The 16,339-nt window shown below is 63.4% G+C and carries 17 protein-coding genes and 1 tRNA gene; 7 read left to right on the forward strand and 11 right to left on the reverse strand.

The annotated features are described in order from the left end of the window. Positions 1–223, reverse strand: a 223-nt coding sequence (locus ACOJSI_RS19615; protein WP_420140006.1) for a hypothetical protein, incomplete at its 3' end; no start/stop codon positions are given. Between the two features lie 13 nt (positions 224–236). Then, complete coding sequence (locus tag ACOJSI_RS19620) at positions 237–413, reverse strand: hypothetical protein (protein WP_420140007.1); 177 nt, start codon at positions 411–413, stop codon at positions 237–239. Between ACOJSI_RS19620 and ACOJSI_RS19625 the strand changes: the two genes are divergently transcribed. Further along, positions 404–1,675 carry an MFS transporter gene (locus ACOJSI_RS19625; RefSeq protein ID WP_420140008.1) on the forward strand — a complete coding sequence of 424 codons (1,272 nt, stop codon included), beginning with the start codon at positions 404–406 and terminating at the stop codon, positions 1,673–1,675. The genes ACOJSI_RS19620 and ACOJSI_RS19625 overlap by 10 nt on opposite strands. Here ACOJSI_RS19625 and rsmD read toward each other — a convergent pair. Both rsmD and ACOJSI_RS19635 read right to left on the reverse strand, forming a co-directional pair. Beyond that, positions 1,629–2,183 carry a 16S rRNA (guanine(966)-N(2))-methyltransferase RsmD gene (gene rsmD / locus ACOJSI_RS19630; RefSeq protein WP_420140009.1) on the reverse strand — a complete coding sequence of 185 codons (555 nt, stop codon included), beginning with the start codon at positions 2,181–2,183 and terminating at the stop codon, positions 1,629–1,631. The two genes, ACOJSI_RS19625 and rsmD, sit on opposite strands and share 47 nt — an antisense overlap. A 2-nt stretch (positions 2,184–2,185) precedes the next feature. Beyond that, complete coding sequence (locus ACOJSI_RS19635; protein ID WP_420140010.1) at positions 2,186–3,088, reverse strand: pseudouridine synthase; 903 nt, start codon at positions 3,086–3,088, stop codon at positions 2,186–2,188. Between the two features lie 101 nt (positions 3,089–3,189). Here ACOJSI_RS19635 and ACOJSI_RS19640 point away from each other — a divergent pair, with 101 nt between their 5' ends. Then, positions 3,190–4,182, forward strand: a complete 993-nt coding sequence (locus ACOJSI_RS19640; RefSeq protein WP_420140011.1) for a serine hydrolase — start codon at positions 3,190–3,192, stop codon at positions 4,180–4,182. A gap of 1 nt (position 4,183) precedes the next feature. Here ACOJSI_RS19640 and ACOJSI_RS19645 read toward each other — a convergent pair whose 3' ends face one another. Beyond that, positions 4,184–5,449 carry a dicarboxylate/amino acid:cation symporter gene (locus ACOJSI_RS19645; RefSeq protein ID WP_420140012.1) on the reverse strand — a complete coding sequence of 422 codons (1,266 nt, stop codon included), beginning with the start codon at positions 5,447–5,449 and terminating at the stop codon, positions 4,184–4,186. Positions 5,450–5,521: 72 nt separating this feature from the next. Here ACOJSI_RS19645 and ACOJSI_RS19650 point away from each other — a divergent pair, with 72 nt between their 5' ends. Together ACOJSI_RS19650 and ACOJSI_RS19655 are read left to right on the forward strand one after the other, a co-directional pair. After that, positions 5,522–5,944 (forward strand): response regulator, encoded by a 423-nt coding sequence (locus tag ACOJSI_RS19650; RefSeq protein WP_420140013.1) that lies wholly within the window; start codon positions 5,522–5,524, stop codon positions 5,942–5,944. Positions 5,945–6,040: 96 nt separating this feature from the next. Beyond that, a complete protein-coding gene (locus ACOJSI_RS19655; RefSeq protein WP_420140014.1) occupies positions 6,041–7,705 on the forward strand; it encodes an AmpG family muropeptide MFS transporter in 1,665 nt (554 codons plus the stop codon). A 52-nt stretch (positions 7,706–7,757) separates the two neighbouring features. Here the strand turns inward: ACOJSI_RS19655 and ACOJSI_RS19660 are convergent, their stop codons facing one another. The 3 genes from ACOJSI_RS19660 to ACOJSI_RS19670 form a co-directional block, all read right to left on the reverse strand. Next, complete coding sequence (locus ACOJSI_RS19660; protein WP_420140015.1) at positions 7,758–8,105, reverse strand: DUF952 domain-containing protein; 348 nt, start codon at positions 8,103–8,105, stop codon at positions 7,758–7,760. Positions 8,106–8,115: 10 nt separating this feature from the next. Further along, a complete protein-coding gene (gyrA, locus tag ACOJSI_RS19665) occupies positions 8,116–10,899 on the reverse strand; it encodes a DNA gyrase subunit A (RefSeq protein ID WP_420140016.1) in 2,784 nt (927 codons plus the stop codon). A 111-nt stretch (positions 10,900–11,010) separates the two neighbouring features. Continuing rightward, a complete protein-coding gene (locus ACOJSI_RS19670; RefSeq protein WP_420140017.1) occupies positions 11,011–11,247 on the reverse strand; it encodes a DUF6356 family protein in 237 nt (78 codons plus the stop codon). Positions 11,248–11,404: 157 nt separating this feature from the next. On the opposite strand from ACOJSI_RS19670, the gene ACOJSI_RS19675 reads away from it, so the two are divergent. Then, positions 11,405–12,676 carry a hypothetical protein gene (locus tag ACOJSI_RS19675; RefSeq protein ID WP_420140018.1) on the forward strand — a complete coding sequence of 424 codons (1,272 nt, stop codon included), beginning with the start codon at positions 11,405–11,407 and terminating at the stop codon, positions 12,674–12,676. 52 nt (positions 12,677–12,728) lie between these two features. Here the strand turns inward: ACOJSI_RS19675 and ACOJSI_RS19680 are convergent, their stop codons facing one another. Further along, on the reverse strand, positions 12,729–13,208 hold the full coding sequence (locus ACOJSI_RS19680; RefSeq protein ID WP_420140019.1) for an Lrp/AsnC family transcriptional regulator: 480 nt from the start codon (positions 13,206–13,208) through the stop codon (positions 12,729–12,731). Between the two features lie 135 nt (positions 13,209–13,343). Here ACOJSI_RS19680 and ACOJSI_RS19685 point away from each other — a divergent pair. Beyond that, a tRNA-Ile gene (locus ACOJSI_RS19685) sits at positions 13,344–13,420 on the forward strand. Positions 13,421–13,435: 15 nt separating this feature from the next. On the opposite strand, the gene ACOJSI_RS19690 is transcribed toward ACOJSI_RS19685, so the two are convergent. Together ACOJSI_RS19690 and ACOJSI_RS19695 are read right to left on the reverse strand one after the other, a co-directional pair. Next, positions 13,436–14,872: a DEAD/DEAH box helicase gene (locus tag ACOJSI_RS19690; protein WP_420140020.1), complete on the reverse strand. Its 1,437-nt coding sequence runs from the start codon at positions 14,870–14,872 to the stop codon at positions 13,436–13,438. A 160-nt stretch (positions 14,873–15,032) separates the two neighbouring features. Then, a complete protein-coding gene (locus ACOJSI_RS19695; protein WP_420140021.1) occupies positions 15,033–15,248 on the reverse strand; it encodes a hypothetical protein in 216 nt (71 codons plus the stop codon). 313 nt (positions 15,249–15,561) lie between these two features. Between ACOJSI_RS19695 and ACOJSI_RS19700 the strand changes: the two genes are divergently transcribed. Further along, positions 15,562–16,339: FAD-binding oxidoreductase (locus ACOJSI_RS19700; protein WP_420140022.1), on the forward strand; the 778-nt coding region annotated here is incomplete at its 3' end.

Here is a 16,339-nt window from a genome sequence, read left to right on the forward strand (position 1 = left end):
TCGGCACCGCCGCCATCGCGCAGACCACCACGCCGGATACCTCGGCGCCGGCAACCACCGACAGCAGCATGAGCCCGCAAGCGGCGCCCGCGGACGCCACCGCCCCGGCAGCGCCTGCTGACGCTGCGGCTCCGGCGACCGCGCCGATGCCCGACGCTTCGGCTACGCCGAGCGCCGGCACGACCAACGCAATGCCGACGCCAACGACTGCTGATATGTCCACCTATCCGTCCTGCTCACGCAGCGTCACGGATCACTGCGTCCAGCGCGGTGGCGGCACGACGAAGGCCCATGCGCGCCGTCATCGCCGTTAATGCATAAAGTGCGGGCGCGCGGTTGACCGCCGCCGCCTGCACCGCCAATCCCCACTGCCGCGGCATCACGCCGCCGCGGGAGTGGGGATATGGCTGCAAAGGCACCGCCTTCGACACGCCGAGTGCTGATTGCCAGCCTGGTCGGGACGGGCATCGAATTTTACGATTTCTATGTCTACACCACGGCCGCCGCGCTGGTGTTCGGACAGCTTTTCTTTCCCCAAGCCTCGCATACCGCGCAGCAGATGCTGTCCTTCGCAACCATCGGTGTTGCCTTTGTCGCCCGACCGCTCGGGTCTATCTTCTTCGGGCATTTCGGCGATCGCGTCGGTCGTAAATCCACCCTTGTCGCGTCGCTGTTGACGATGGGCATCTCGACGACCCTCGTCGCTTGTCTCCCCACCTATCTCAGCGCCGGGTGGATCGCGGCGCTGATGCTGTGCGTGCTGCGCTTCGGCCAGGGCTTTGGGCTCGGCGGAGAGTGGGGTGGGGCTGCCTTGCTGGCAGTCGAGAATGCACCGCCCGGCAAGCGGGCCCGCTATGGCATGTTTCCGCAACTCGGTGCGCCCGTCGGTTTCATCGCGGCTAACGGCCTGTTCCTGATCCTTGGCGCTATTCTCACGCCTCAGCAATTCCATGACTGGGGCTGGCGCGTCCCATTTGCGCTTTCTGCATTGCTGGTCGGCGTCGGCCTGTGGATCCGGCTCAAGCTTACGGAGACGCCGGAGTTTGCCGCTTCGCTCACCGAAGCGCCGCCACCGGCCGTTCCCTTGGGCGAGTTGGTTTCACGCCATTTCGGGCCGCTGGCCGCGGGCACGATCGGCGCGATCGCCTGTTTCGCGCTCTATTATGTCGCGACCGCTTTTGCGCTGGGCTACGGCACCAAGACATTGGGCTACAGCATGGAGCAATTCCTCGCCGTGCAGCTTGGCGCGATCCTGTTCATGGCTGGCGGGATCTACGCCTCGGCTTGGCTGGCCGACCGGCATTTCGATGAGCGGCGGGTGCTGATGTTCGGTTGCGTCGCGACCATGTTGGGCGGGCTCTTGATGGCGCCGCTGATGGGATCCGGCTCGCTGCTGCTGGTCTTCCTGTTCCTCGCGCTTGCACTGACGATGATGGGTTTCGTCTATGGCCCGCTCGGGTCCTGGCTGCCCAGCCTCTTTCCGGCGCGTGTGCGCTATACGGGCGTGTCGATGGCCTTCAACGTTGCGGGTGTGCTCGGCGGCGGCCTTACCCCGCTGGTGGCGCAGGCGCTGGCGGCGCGTGGCGGGCTCTCGCTTGTCGGCCTTTATTGCAGCGCGGCGGCGGTGATCAGTCTGATTGCGCTGCTTGCCTCCGGGCGAGCACGGACAGCTTAGCCAGGCCATAGGTCCGTTCTGCCTCCAGCACCCAGCCTTCCGCGGTGACCTGTTCCTGCTTATGCGTTTCCACGGTGGCCCAAGCCGCGGCACCGGCCCAGCCAAGCCGGGTCAGCCGTTCGATCAGCGCACCCGCGCCGCCGCTGCCATAAGGCGGATCGAACATGAGCAGGTCGTAGGCACGGCGGGACGGCCCGAGCGACGCGACCGGACTGGCGATCACATCGCCGGGCGCGGCGAGCATGGCGATGTTGGCTTTCAATGCCTTTACGGCGTCCCGATCCTGATCGACGAACGTGCAATGGGCTGCGCCGCGCGAGATCGCCTCCAGCCCCAAGGCGCCGGTGCCGGCGAAGATGTCGGCGACGACCAGCCCTTCAAATGAGCCGATGCGGCTGGCAAGAATCGAGAACAAGGCCTCACGCGTACGATCCGCGGTTGGACGGGTGGTCTCGCCCAAGGGAGCACGCAAAACCCGTCCGCGCCACTTGCCTGCGATGATGCGCATGATCAGCCCCGCGGCTTGACCGGAGCAGGGCCGCTCCGACGCTGCGGACGGCCGCGCCGGCCACCGGGCAACGGCGCTGGGGCCGCAGCGGGTCGCGAAGGACGCGGGACGCGCGGCCCCGGCTTCGGACCTGATTCGGCCTTCTTCAGGGTAGCACGGAACTGCACAAGGTCATGCTGCCGCACTTCGCCCACGTCTCCCGGCGCGAGCTCGTCCAAAACGAACGGCCCATAGGCCGTGCGGATCAGACGGCTGACCTGCAGGCCGAGATGCTCGAGCACCCGTCGAACCTCCCGATTCTTCCCTTCGCGCAGGCGCATCTCGACCCACACATTCGCGCCGGTTCGCCGCTCCAGGTTGGCGTCGATCGCACCGTAGCGCACGCCGTCAATCTCGATCCCCTCGATCAGATCTTCGAGTTGCGTCTGTGTGACATCTCCATATGCGCGAGCCCGATAGGTCCGCTCGACTCCGACCGAGGGCAGTTCGAGCTGGCGTTTCAGCTCGCCGTCGGTGGTGAGCAGCAGCAGGCCTTCGGTGTTCAAGTCGAGCCGGCCGACCGGAACCACGCGCGGCAGATCGCGCGGCAATTTGTCATAGATGGTCGGCCGTCCCTTGGGATCCCGCTCGGTCGTCAGCAGGCCGGCCGGCTTGTGATAGAGAAACAGCCGCGCCGCACCCGGCGCGGCCACCGGTTGACCATCCACGGTGATGCCGCGCAGCGATGTTACGATCGTCGCCGGTGTTTCGATGACGGCGCCGTCGATCGCGATGCGGCGCGCTTCGATCATGCGCTCGATTTCCCGCCGCGAGGCGATGCCGGCGCGGGCAAGAAGCTTGGCGATACGCTGCGGTTCACGACCGGGGCGGGGGGCGGGTTTATCGTCGGAGGGGGGCTGGGACACGTCGCGCTTCTAGACCATCGCGGCGCACCGTTCCCACAAAAAGCTTGCGGTCGATCCGAATTAAGGATTCTCAGGTGTGGATCGCCCTCCGGAGTATGCAGATGGCAGTGTTGATGCGGCAGATGATCGGAGTCCTTGTTGGTCTCACGGCATTGGCCACACCGACCTATGCGGAACTGCCGTTGCAGCCTGGTTTTAGCAGCACAGCCTCCCCCTACACGCTGTCGCAACAGGTTGCGGCCATCGCCAGCAACGGCGCGGGGCGCATCGGCATCGCCGCCATGAACCTGGATACGGGCGAGACCTTCGCCTTTGCGGGGCGCGACCCTTTTCCGATGGCCAGCACGGTCAAGATCGCGATTGCCGGCGCGTATCTGGCGGGCGTGGATAGCGGCCGCTTCCATCTCGACCAACTTTACAGCCGCGGCCGTACGGTGATCAGGGCCGGACGCCTGATCGAATTGATGCTGATCCGCAGCGACAATGGTGCGGCCGATATCCTGTTGAAAGCGGTGGGCGGCACCACGGCGGTCAACGCCTGGCTGGCGCGCGCGGGGATCCGCGGGCAACGGATGGACCGCACCATCGCACGACTAGTGCTCGACGACCGCAGCCGCGCGGGCAAGATCATCGCGAACCTGCCGCTGACGCCGCAGGACATGGCGCAATCGGCCAGCCTCACCGAGGATGGCGAGGTCAATCCCGCATTCATCGGGGATGCGCGTGACACATCGACGCCGGCGGCTATGGTGGCGCTGCTGAAGAAGCTGCAGCAGGGGGCACTGCTCAGCCCGCAAAGCACCGTTTATCTCTTCGACGTGATGGCGCGCTGCGTCACCGGCGCACACCGCATCAAGGCTCTGCTTCCGCCTGGTACGCCGGTGGCGCATAAGACCGGAACGTTGGCCGGCGTATCGGATGATGTCGGCATCATCAGCCTGCCCAACGGTCATCGACTGGCGTTGGCGATCTTTGCCAAAGGCATGCGGTCCGAATGGGAGCGCGATCGCAGTATCGCGGAGATTGCCCGCTTGCTGTATGATCGCTTCTCCGCGATGGCGCCGGCGCCCGTGGCCTGGGGTACCGCCCCCTAGTCTAAGCGGCGGCGGTGGTCCTTGTTGCTGCAGTTTTGGACGTGCCCAATATCCCCTCCCATTTCGCGACAAGCGTGGAGGCGACAGCGTTGCCGATGACGTTCGTGCCGGTCCGGCCCATGTCGAGGAACTGATCCACCGCGAGGATCAGCAGCAGGCCCGCTTCAGGAATGTGGAAGGTGGCCAGCGTGGAAGAGATCACGACCAAGCTGGCGCGCGGTACGCTGGCAATCCCTTTGGACGTTACCATCAGCAGCAACAGCATCGTGGCCTGCTGGGTGAAACTCAGGTGGATCCCATAGGCCTGCGCGATGAACATCGTCGCGAAGCTGCAATACATCATCGAACCGTCGAGGTTGAATGAGTAGCCGAGCGGCAGAACGAAGCCGGCGACCCGAGGCGGCACGCCGAAATCTTCGAGCGCCTCCAGCGTTCGCGGGAAGGCGGCTTCGGACGATGCCGTTGAGAAGGCGATCAGGAAGGGCGCACGGATGAAGCGGAACAGATCCTTGGCGCGCCCGGCGCCGACCGCCACCACGGCAACGCCGAAGAGTATCGCCCACAAGACCGCCAGCGCCAGATAGAAGCCGCCCATGAAATAGCCGAAGGTCCACAGGATGCCGAGACCCTCCTTGAACACGGCACTGGTGACGGCCGCGAAGACCGCAATCGGGGCGAGGCGCATCACATAATCGGTGATCGTCAGCATCAACTGCGCAAGCGAATCCATCGCTTTCACGATCGGCTCGGCCTTGTCGCCGATCGCCGTACAGGCAACGCCGGCGAATGTCGCAAACACCACGATCTGCAGGATCGCATTCTTGGCCAGCGCATCGAAGATCGAACTTGGCACCAGATCGAGGATGAATTCCTTCAGCACGAAATGCGCCTGGGCGAGCCCATTCGCTTCGTTCACCGGCGGGAGCGGAAGGCCGAGCCCGACGCCCGGCCGGATGATGTTGACGAACATAAGGCCGAGCGTGATCGAGACGACGCTGGCCAATAAGAACCAGCCGATCGTCCGCGCGCCCATGCGGCCCAAAGCGGAGCGGTCCCCCATATGGGCGATGCCACCGACCAATGTTGCGAATACAAGCGGCGCGATGATCATCTTTATCAGCTTGAGGAACAAGCCGGTCAGGATCGAAAGCGCATCCGTGATCGTTGCGATAGCGGATGGATCAGTGATCGTCTGATTGAGACCGAAACCGACGAGGATCCCCAAGATCATCGCGGCGAGGATGTAGATTGTAATTCGCTTGGCCACACATGCTCTCCCGATGGGCATGCTGGTCGGGGCAAAGGGGCGGGTCGTCAAGCCTGCAGCAAGTGAGGGCGCATGTTGTTCGGAAAGCGGGAACGGACAGTCAAACGCATTCTGATCGTCGAGGACGAGCCGCTGGTCGCCTTCGACAACGAACATTCGCTTCGCGACGCCGGCTATGAAATCGTTGCAACGGTCGACACGGTCCCCAACGCCATCAATGCGATGGACGATGATGTTCATCTGGTTCTCGCCGATGTGAACCTCTCGGACGGTGGCAGCGGAAAGGATGTGGCCCGAGCAGCGCAGGCGCGCGGCGTACCGCTCATCTTCGTTACCGGCGGGTCGCCGCCCGATGCGCGCACGCTTGCGGTGGGCGTGTTGTCCAAACCGTATAGCCAGCGCGATCTGATCGCCGCGATCGACAGCGTTGATGCCAAGCTGTCCGGCCGCCCCACCAAGCGCATCCCGAAGACCTTCACCCTGTTTACGGATTGAGGGCGCGCCTGGCGCCTCTTCTCGGCGATGGTCAGGCTGCTTCCCTGACGCCACTTTTGCGCTAAGCGTCGTGCGAACAGTCAAGGATGCTGGCGAGTGGCGGGGAAGATGGGCGGTCTGGCGCTGCTGCGGAGTGCGTTGAGCGATCGCAAAACCGCGTTGATGCTGGCTTTCGGCTTTTCGGCAGGCCTTCCTTTCACTTTGCTGATCGGGACGCTGAACGCGTGGCTGGGGGAGGCGAAGGTCAGCCTCGCAACGATCGGGATCCTTTCCTGGATCGGTCTGGCTTACGGCTTCCAATTTCTCTGGTCGCCCTTGGTCGATCAGGCTCGACCGCCTCTGTTGGCGCGGTTCGGTCGGCGGCGGAGCTGGATCTTCCTGTGCCAGGGCCTGCTCGTGCTCTGCTTCCTGCTGCTCGCGACGATGGATCCAGCGGTGTCCTTGGGGGGCGTTGCCGGACTGGCCGTCCTGGGAGCCTTCCTGTCCGCAACGCAGAATATCGCGCTCGACGCCTGGCGCGTTGACGTTGCGGATGAGCGCGCGACGGTGGAAATCCTGTCCTCCATCTACCAATTCGGCTTCCGCATCGCGGCGCTGGTCGGCGGCGCCTTCGCCCTGGTGCTGGCCGCCCAGATGACGTGGCAATCGGTCTACGCGATCATGGGCGGGCTGATGGCGCTTTGCATGGTGGCAACGGTCTTGGCGCCGGACACGCCGTCTCCTGAGGGGCAGAATGTCGTGCCGCTCGCCGGCTTCGCCGTTCCCAATCGGCGCGAGCGCACGATCGGGCTCTTCGTTGTCGGGATCGGCTGGATCTGGGCGATCGTTACGCTCGCCGCTTTCATGATCAAGGCCTTGCATGGCCCCGACGCGGACGGCAAACCCGTCTCTGCGGGCGATTTCACGCGCAATTATGGGCCTTGGATCGTCGTGGCGACCATATTGATGCCGGCGATCGTGGCGGCCTGGCTGAACGGCAAGGTTGCCCATGACGGGGAGCGGGACCCGTCCGGCGTGTTGAGCCGGGGCGCGGATCGTTTGTATCGCGCGCTGGTCCTGCCCTTGGGGGAGTTGATCGAGCGGCTACGCTGGGGCGCGATCATCGTCTTCGGCCTGATCCTGACATATCGGCTGTGCGAGTCCATCTGGGGGCCGTTCGCCTATCCCTTCTACCTGCAATATATGCAGTATACGAATGAGGAGGTCGCCTTTGCCTCCAAGGTGTTCGGCATCGTCATGCTGATCGTCGGCACCGCCTTGGGCGGCGTACTGTTCGCCACGATCGGGCGCCTGCCGACGCTAATGGTCGGCGCGATCATCACCGCGCTCGCCAATCTGCTCTATGCCGATCTGGCCGCTGGCGGCGCCTGGCTGGACGCCTTCTCGCACATGCTCGCGATAGATCGCTTTACCGGCTTGTTCGGCTTCGATCTGCGCATGAACAGGCTGCTGGTGACGATCGGGATCGAGAATACGTGCAGCGGATTGGCCGGGGGCGCCTACGTCGCTTACCTCTCGTCGATCACGTCAAAGCAGCATAGCGCCGTACAATATGCCCTGTTGTCTTCGCTGACGATGCTGATCGGCGCGCTGGGGCGGGCCGCCTTCGGCGAAGGCATCCAGGATTATGGATATGCGACGATGTTCCGCTTTGCTGCGATCATCGGGATCGTCGGGATCGCTTTCGTTCTGTTCGAATGGGTGCGTGTCGCGCGGTTGGAGCGCGACCATGAACCAGGCGGTACGGGCGCACTCGGCTGATCCGAACCCGCTTGCGTTACTGTGCGTACAGCGGGCCAGTTGTGCGGAGCGATCAGCCGGTGATCGGCAGCCGGATCGACCCGTCGGGCTCATATTCGAGAGCACTATAGGCGACCACCACGTCCAACGTGATCGGGCCGTAAATATGCGGGAAGAGGGCGCCGCCGCGTGACGGCTCCCACTTCACGGCATCGCCCAAAGCTTCGAGATCCACCGCGACCAATTGGAGGTCGTCCTGTCCGGCATAATGTTTGGCGAGCGTTTCGCCCAACTGATCCGCCGTAGAAAGGTGGATGTAGCCGTCCTGGAGATCGACCGGGGAGCCGGCAAAGCGGCCGTCCCGTTCCAGCACCGAAAGCTGATCGGCCGTCAGGATCTTGTAACCGGTCGTCTCAGGCACGGGCAGGCTCCTATTCCGTCTCGCTCTCGGCTTCGCCGCCGTCCGACAGATCTTCGCTGGTATCGGCATCGACCTGCGGGTCGACCTCAGGCGAAATCTGCTCGATCTCGCTGCGCAGATCGTCCTCGGCCTCTTCCTCATTCTCTTCGATGCGCGCGGCAGACACGACATGTTCGTTCTCGGCCACGCGGAAGATGATGACGCCCTGCGTATTCCGGCCGATGACGCGAATGTCGCCCACCGAGGTGCGGATCAGTTTCGCCTGATCCGACACGAGCATCAGCTGCTCGCCATTATGCGCCGGGAAGCTGGCCACCACCGGTCCGTTTCGCTCCGACGAGACGATGTTGGTGATACCCTGGCCGCCACGATTGGTACGGCGATATTCGTAAGCCGAGGTCCGCTTGCCATAGCCATTGGCCGTAATCGTAAGGATGAACTCCTCGGCGGCTTCGAATTCCGCCATCCGCTCCGGGCTGAGCGTGATCTCCCGATCCCCTTCCTTCCAGGGGGCGGCTTTCAGATAATCCTCGCGTTCCTGCGGCGTGGCATCGAAGCCGCGCAGTACGGACAGCGAGATCACTTCATCGTCGCCGTTCAACCGCGCGCCGCGCACACCGGTCGAGTCGCGGCTCTGAAACTCGCGCACGTCGGTCGACGCAAAGCGAATGGCGCGGCCATTGCGCGTGGCGAGCAGCACATCGTCCTGTTCGGTCAGCAGCGAAACACCGATCAGGCGATCGTCCGATCCTTCCTCGAACCGCATGGCGATTTTGCCCGAGGTGCGGATGTTCGCGAACGCATCCATTGAATTGCGCCGCACATTGCCCTTGGCCGTGGCGAACATGACGTGGAGCTTGCTCCACTCCGCCTCATTTTCCGGCAACGGCAGCACGGTCGAAATCGTTTCGCCGTCCGCCAGCGGCAGCAAGTTGATCATCGGACGACCGCGGGCCTGCGGGGCGCCTTCCGGCAGGCGCCAGACCTTCATCCGGTACACTTTGCCGTGGTTGGAGAAGAAGAGCACGGGCGTGTGCGTCGACGTCACGAACAGTTTCGCGACGGCATCCTCCTCCTTCGTGCCCATGCCGGAGCGGCCCTTGCCGCCCTTATTCTGGGTGCGGAAGGTCTGCAGCGGCGTGCGCTTGATATAACCGCCGATCGTGACGGTCACGACCATGTCTTCGCGCTCGATCAGGTCTTCGTCGTCGATCCCGTCGGCTGCTGCTGCAATCTCGGAGCGACGCGGCGTCGCGAAGGCGGCGGAGATGGCATCCAGCTCTTCCTCCATCACCTCGAACAGCCGGCGACGATTGCCCAGAATTTCCAGCAATTCGCCGATCGAAGCGGCAAGCTGCTCCAATTCGCCGCCAATCTCATCGCGCCCCAGGCCAGTGAGGCGATGGAGGCGCAAGTCGAGGATGGCGCGAACCTGCGCATCGGACAGGCGATACGTATCACCCTCGATCTCGGCTTCGACCGCCTCAACCAGACGGATATAGGGGGCGATCTCCGCGATCGGCCAATCGCGCGCGGACAGGGCGGCACGTGCCTCCACGGGCGAGGCCGATCCACGGATGATCCGCACGACCTCATCCAGATTTGTGACCGCGACCACCAGACCGAGCAAAACATGCGCCCGCTCACGCGCTTTCAGCAGTTCGAACTTCGAACGACGGGTGATGACCTCCTCACGGAAGCCGACAAAGGCTTCCAGGATATCCCGCAGCGACAGCACTTCAGGGCGGCCACCGCGCAGCGCGAGCATATTGGCCGGGAAGCTGGTTTGCGCCTGGGTATGGCGCCAGAGCTGATTGAGCACGACTTCGGGCGTCGCGTCCCGCTTCAGATCGATCACGATGCGCACGCCGAACCGGTTCGATTCGTCGCGTATGTCCGAAATGCCCTCGATCCGCTTGTCCTTGGCGGCTTCGGCAATGCCTTCCACCAAGCCCGCCTTGCCGACCTGATAGGGGATTTCGGTCAGAACGATCGAGCGCCGGTCGCCACGCCCTTCTTCGATCTCGTAGCGCGAGCGCATGATGATCGAGCCGCGGCCGGTCGTGTAAGCGCTGCGGGCACCGCTGCGACCGAGGATCACGGCGCCGGTCGGGAAGTCCGGCCCGGGCACGATCTCCATCAATTCATCGTCGGTGATCCTATCCCCGTTGTTCACCATCCGATGGATCATCGCCTTGCAGGCGCTGATGACCTCGCCAAGATTATGCGGCGGGATATTGGTCGCCATGCCGACGGCAATGCCGCCGGCCCCGTTGACCAGCAGGTTGGGGAAGCGGGCAGGGAGGACGAGCGGCTCTTCCCGCGACCCATCGTAATTGGGTCCGAAATCGACCGTGTCCTTGTCGATGTCCTCCAGCAGCTGCATCGCCGCCTTGGACAAGCGCGCCTCGGTGTAACGCATCGAGGCCGGCAGATCCGGATCCATCGAGCCGAAATTGCCCTGGCCGTCGACCAGCAACACCCGCATCGCCCAATCCTGGGCCATGCGCGCCAGCGCCATGTAAATGGAGGAATCGCCGTGCGGGTGATAATTGCCCATCACGTCGCCGACGATCTTCGCCGATTTGCGATAGGGGCGGCCCGGAACGAAGCCGCCTTCCTGGCTGGCGTAAAGGATCCGCCGATGCACCGGCTTCAAACCGTCACGAACATCCGGCAGAGCGCGCGCGACGATGACCGACATGGCATAGTCGAGGTAACTCGACTTCATTTCGTCGACGATATTGATGGGGGAGATGTCGCTGCCGTCAATGACAGGCGGGGTCGTGGCCAAGAAGCTGTTCCGTTCGGTTGATGAGGCGGCGCGCGGCCGTGCAACTTACCTTAAGCATCGCGCTTCGATAAAACTACCCCGCGCAAGCGCGCGTGAGGCCTGTCAGCGTGCTTAGATCTCGAATTCCGGCCGCTTGCCGTCCCGCTGCGGATCGCGGGTCAGGCGCGCGTGGAGGCGCTTCACGGTCGTGCTGCCGGTCCGCTTGCACAAGGCCGGTACGAGCGCGTGGACGAAGCAGCCCAGTGCGCCGAGCAACATGGCAACGCCGAAGCTGCCCGCAACCTGGAGATGTTCACCATAGCTTTCACCCACGCTGGCTGGGTGATCGATAAAGAGGCGCCGGATCATGATCTGGGTTTACCGCGGCCGCTCTGAGCAGGCAATCTCAACCTGCACCAGGTGCAGGTTGATGCCGTTCAGCTTGCCCCAACCGAAAGGCGCTATTAGCAAGCGCCAAAGCTTTTTGCCGGAGCATCTCGACTCCGGCCAGTGGGAGATGACGCAGATGAGGATCGTATCCACCATGGCCATGGCGCTGGCGCTCGGCGGCGCGCTCGTGGCCGCGCCGGGCTACGCAGCCAAGAAAGAAGACAAAGCGGCGGCAAGCAAGGCGACCCCGGCTGTGCACAAGGCTGCCTTCGAAGCACAGAAGGCGGCAGAGGCGGGCGATATCCCGACCGCGCTGACCAATTACAACGCTGCCAAGGCGGCGATCGCCAACGACGACGACAAGTTCATGGTCGGCCAGATCGGCTACGCCATCTACCAGAAGAATAAGGACGAAGCGCTTCAGGGCGAGGCGATCGACCTGATGGTTTCCAGCGGCAAGGCGCCGGCGGAAACGCAGGCCAAGCTGCTCGTGGCGCAAGGCCAGATCGCGTACAACAAGCGCGATTACGCCAAGGCATTGACGGCGCTTCAGGCGGCGCAGGCGGCAGGCGCCCCCGACGCAGACGTCATTCCGATGATCGTTGAGGCCAATGCCGCCAGCGGCCAGACGCTCCAGGCGCTCAAGGTGCTGGACGCGGGCATCACCAAGCTCCGTGCGGCAAACCAGCCGGTGCCGATCGAATGGTTCCAGCGCGGCATCGCCATCGGCTATCGCGCCAAGGCGAACCCGGCCGACATCCCCGCCATCAACAATGCGACGCTGGAGATCAGCAAGCAGTGGGTGGCCGCCGACCCACAGAAGAAGAATTGGAGCGCGGCGCTTCAGATTTATCAGGAGCAGTTCAAGCTTGATAATGACGCCCGTATCGACGTCTTCCGCCTGATGCGCGCTGCGGGCGTATTGTCCGGCGATGCGGATTATCGCGAATATGCCGATCTGGTCTATCTGCGCTTCCCGAACGAGGCGATGCAGGTCCTGCAGGAAGGCAATAGCAAGGGTATCGTCAACCTGACCGGCAAGAGCGACGCGTCGGACGTGATGGGCATCGTCAAGGGCAAGGTCGCGGCCGACAAGGCTTCGCTCCCGACCACCGACAAGTCGGCGCGGGCCTCAGCCAGCCCGAAGGGCGCGATCAGCACTGCGGATGCCTATGTTGGCTATGGCCAATATCAGCAGGCGGTCGACCTGTATAAGGTCGCGCTTACCAAGAGCGGCGTCGATGCCGGTCTGGTGAACCTGCACATGGGTTGGGCGCTGGCACTGGCGGGCGATACGGCGGGCGCGAAGGCCGCTTTTGCCGCTGTCACCGGTCCGCGTAAGCCGATCGCGGATTTCTGGGTGATCCACCTCGATCATCCGACGACTGCGAACGCCGCAGCTTCCTGAGCCCAGACAATCGTAAAAGAGAGGGCGGCGGTTTCGCCGCCCTTTTTTTTGTTCAGTCGACGTCGACCGGGATACCGCACGACACTTTAGAGGTGCGGATGGTGAGCGATGTCTTGACGCTGGCGACATTGGGCGCCGGCGTGAGCTTGGAGGTCAGGAAGCTCTGGAAGGATTGAAGATCGTGGGCGACGATCTTGAGGATGAAGTCGATCTCGCCATTCAGCATATGGCATTCCCGCACTTCCGGCAGTTCGGCGACGTGCGATTCAAACGCCTTTAGCGCATCCTCCGCCTGGCTGCGCAGGCTCACCAGCACGAAAACCATGATGCCGTAACCTAATTGAGCCGCATCCAGTTCGGCGTGATAGCCGCGGATCACGCCCGCTTCCTCAAGCGCCCGCATGCGCCGAAGGCAGGGCGGGGCGGTCAGGCCGACTCGGCTCGCCAGTTCGACGTTGGTGATGCGTCCCTCTTCCTGAAGGATGCCAAGAATTGCCCGATCAAGTTCGTCGATGGTCGTCACAGCTGCCATTCCGGCATCATCCCGTCTCTTTAATACGGGTCCTGCATAATATAATTTCGATCATGCGCAACATCCGGCCAACCTGTTTCCGGCACCTGGCCCCCTTGCCAGCACCGATCAGCGTCCGCTAACGGAACCCGGCGTGGGCCTGTAGCTCAATTGGTTAGAGCCGGCCGCTCATAACGGCTTGGTTGCGGGTTCAAGTCCTGCCGGGCCCACCACCCGCATCACGAGCCTTATGCGTCGGACGATGTTCCGAAGCCATAAGACAGGAAGTTCGGCACCGGGCCGTTCCAGCCATCGTCGGCAGGTTCCGTGGTATTGCGCGCAGGCGTATCGCGCTCCCGGACGGGTTCTTCGCGCTCAGCCCGCTTTGCCGACTTGGACCGATCCGACGCCCGGGGCTTTTCGGCCGGCTCTTCGACGACCTCGGCCTCCGGTCGCGCTGTGCGGCCTTTCTTTTCGGGGGCCGCTTTCTTGCTCCCGCGGGAGGAACGTCCGCCGCGTCCTTTTGCTGGCGTGTCGGCACGGGGCTCGTCCGATGATGCCTCCGACGAGGCCGCTTGACCGACGCGCGGGATCTTCAGACCCGTCAATTTCTCGATATTGTCGATCGCCTCGGCGTCTTCCGGCGTTACCAACGTCATCGCCTTGCCGGTTGCGCCGCCGCGGCCAGTGCGGCCGATCCGATGGACATAATCATCGGGATGCCAGGGCACGTCGAAGTTGAAAACGTGGCTGACGCCCTTGATGTCCAATCCACGGGCCGCCACGTCCGAGGCGACGAGGATGTTGATTTCGCCGGTCTTGAATCGATCAAGTTCGCGGATCCGCTCCGCCTGCTCCATGTCGCCGTGGATCTGGCTCGCCTTGAAGCCATGGCGCCGGAGCGACTCCGTAAGATCGCGTACTGTGGTTTTCCGGTTCGAAAAGATGATCGCCGTCTTGAGATCGTCCGCGTTCAGCAAGCGCCGCAACGTATCGCGTTTGCCACGCGAGGATGTCTCCACCAGCGATTGCTCGATCGCCAAATTGGCGGTGGCGGGGCGGGAAACTTCGACCTGCTTGGGATTGGACAGGAACCGATCCGCCAGCTTCTTGATCGGCGCCGGCATGGTTGCGGAAAATAGCAGGGTCTGCCGGTTGGCGGGCAGCTTGGTGCAGATTTCCTCGATGTCGGGGATGAAGCCCATATCCAGCATGCGATCGGCTTCGTCGATGACAAGCAGGGAGCAGCCGGTCAGCAGGATCTTGCCGCGACCGAAGAGATCCATCAGCCGGCCAGGTGTGGCGATCAGGACGTCGACGCCCTTTTCGAGAGCGGCGACCTGTTCACCCATGTTCACGCCACCGATGAGCAATGCCATCGAAAGCTTGTGATATTTACCATATTTTTCGAAGTTCTCGGCCACCTGCGCGGCCAATTCCCGGGTCGGCTCCAGGATCAGTGATCGCGGCATCCGAGCCCGGCTGCGGCCGTGCGCGAGGATGTCGATCATCGGCAGCACGAAGGACGCGGTCTTGCCGGTTCCCGTCTGGGCGATGCCGATCAGATCGCGGTTCATCAGCACAGGGGGGATCGCGCCCGCCTGGATCGGCGTAGGCTCGGTATAGCCCGCCTCACTGATGGCGCGCAGTAATTCGTCGGATAGGCCGAGGTCGGCGAAAGTCATGGGCGTCCGGGCTAAGGCCTGCAGGCGCACGCAAGTGGCGCCGCTAAGGGCACGGCTGCTAAGGGACGAAAGACGCTCTGGAGTCAAGCTAAACGCGTGCAAATCGGTCGCTTAAACGGCCATATGATCGCGCGAGCACAGAAAAGCGCAAGATATGGCGTCAGCGGGCTGCGATCAGCTTCCGGAATTTGTCGATCGCGCACTCGCCCCCCGCGCGATCGCGAATAGCATCGCGATCGGCGCAAATCTTCCCGTCGGCGGACGGCACCAAGTAGAAACCACTATAATAATCCAGGCCAGGACAGGATGCGGAAAAACGTGCCCGCATGCGGTATCCGCCGCGCAGGACGAGATCGACCGAGGTTCGCGCGAGCACGCCTGCGGCCAATATATCCTCTATCTGTATACAACGCGGGCCTTTTTTCTCCTGCATGGCCGCAGGCACAACCGACAGGGTCGATGTTTGAACGCGAACAACCACGCGCGAGCGAAAGCTCAGTTGTGCCAGCTCGACCGAATCCGAGGTACGAACCGACGCAACGGAAGCTGGTGGGCTGAGTGCGACCAGCGCCCCCGCGAGCAAAAAGAATGTCACGATTCTCGAACCATAATGCTGATGCTCAATCCGCTTTTGGCTTTAATGGCGGATGAACTGGCCGTGCGCCAAGCCCGTGCGCTATAGTCCCGTCATGACCTGTGTTCCCGACGCAACAATCTTGACCGCACTTGCCGAAATTCTCGGTCCTAAAGGCTTTACGACAGACTCGTCGGCGATGCAGCCTTGGCTGAGCGACTGGCGCGATCGGGTCCATGGTCGGGCCGCGGCGCTGCTGTCACCGGCGACGGTGGACGAAGTGCAGCAGATCGTCCGTCTCGCGGCACAGGCAAGGGTCCCACTGGTTCCGCAAGGCGGCAACACGTCGATGGTAGCCGGTGCGACGCCATCGGCAGAGGGCAGGGCGCTGCTGCTTTCGATGCGGCGAATGAACAAGATCCGCAATATCTCGCCGGACGACAATGTCGCTGTCGCGGAAGCCGGTGTGGTGCTGAGCGATCTCCACGCTGCGGTCGAAGTGGCCGGACGCCGTTTTCCTCTCAGCCTCGGCGCCAAGGGCAGCGCCACCATCGGCGGCCTCATTTCCACCAATGCCGGCGGCACCCAGGTTCTACGTTTTGGAACCATGCGGGCACTTGTGGTGGGGATCGAAGCCGTGCTTCCGGATGGAGGCCGGTTCGACGGACTCTCCGCGTTGCGCAAGGACAATCGGGGCTATGATCTGCGCCAGTTGCTGATCGGTGCGGAAGGCACGCTCGGCATCGTCACGGCAGCCAGCTTGCGGCTGGTTCCTGCGGTCGGAGCACGCGCCGTGGCATGGGTGGGGCTGGCTGATCCACACGCCGCGCTGCGCCTGTTGCGTCGGTTGGAGGGGGCGACCGGCGACGCAATCGAAAGCTTCGAAGCCATGC

Source organism: Sphingomonas sp., from assembly GCF_048595155.1.
Classification (GTDB): Bacteria; Pseudomonadota; Alphaproteobacteria; order Sphingomonadales; family Sphingomonadaceae; genus Sphingomonas_I.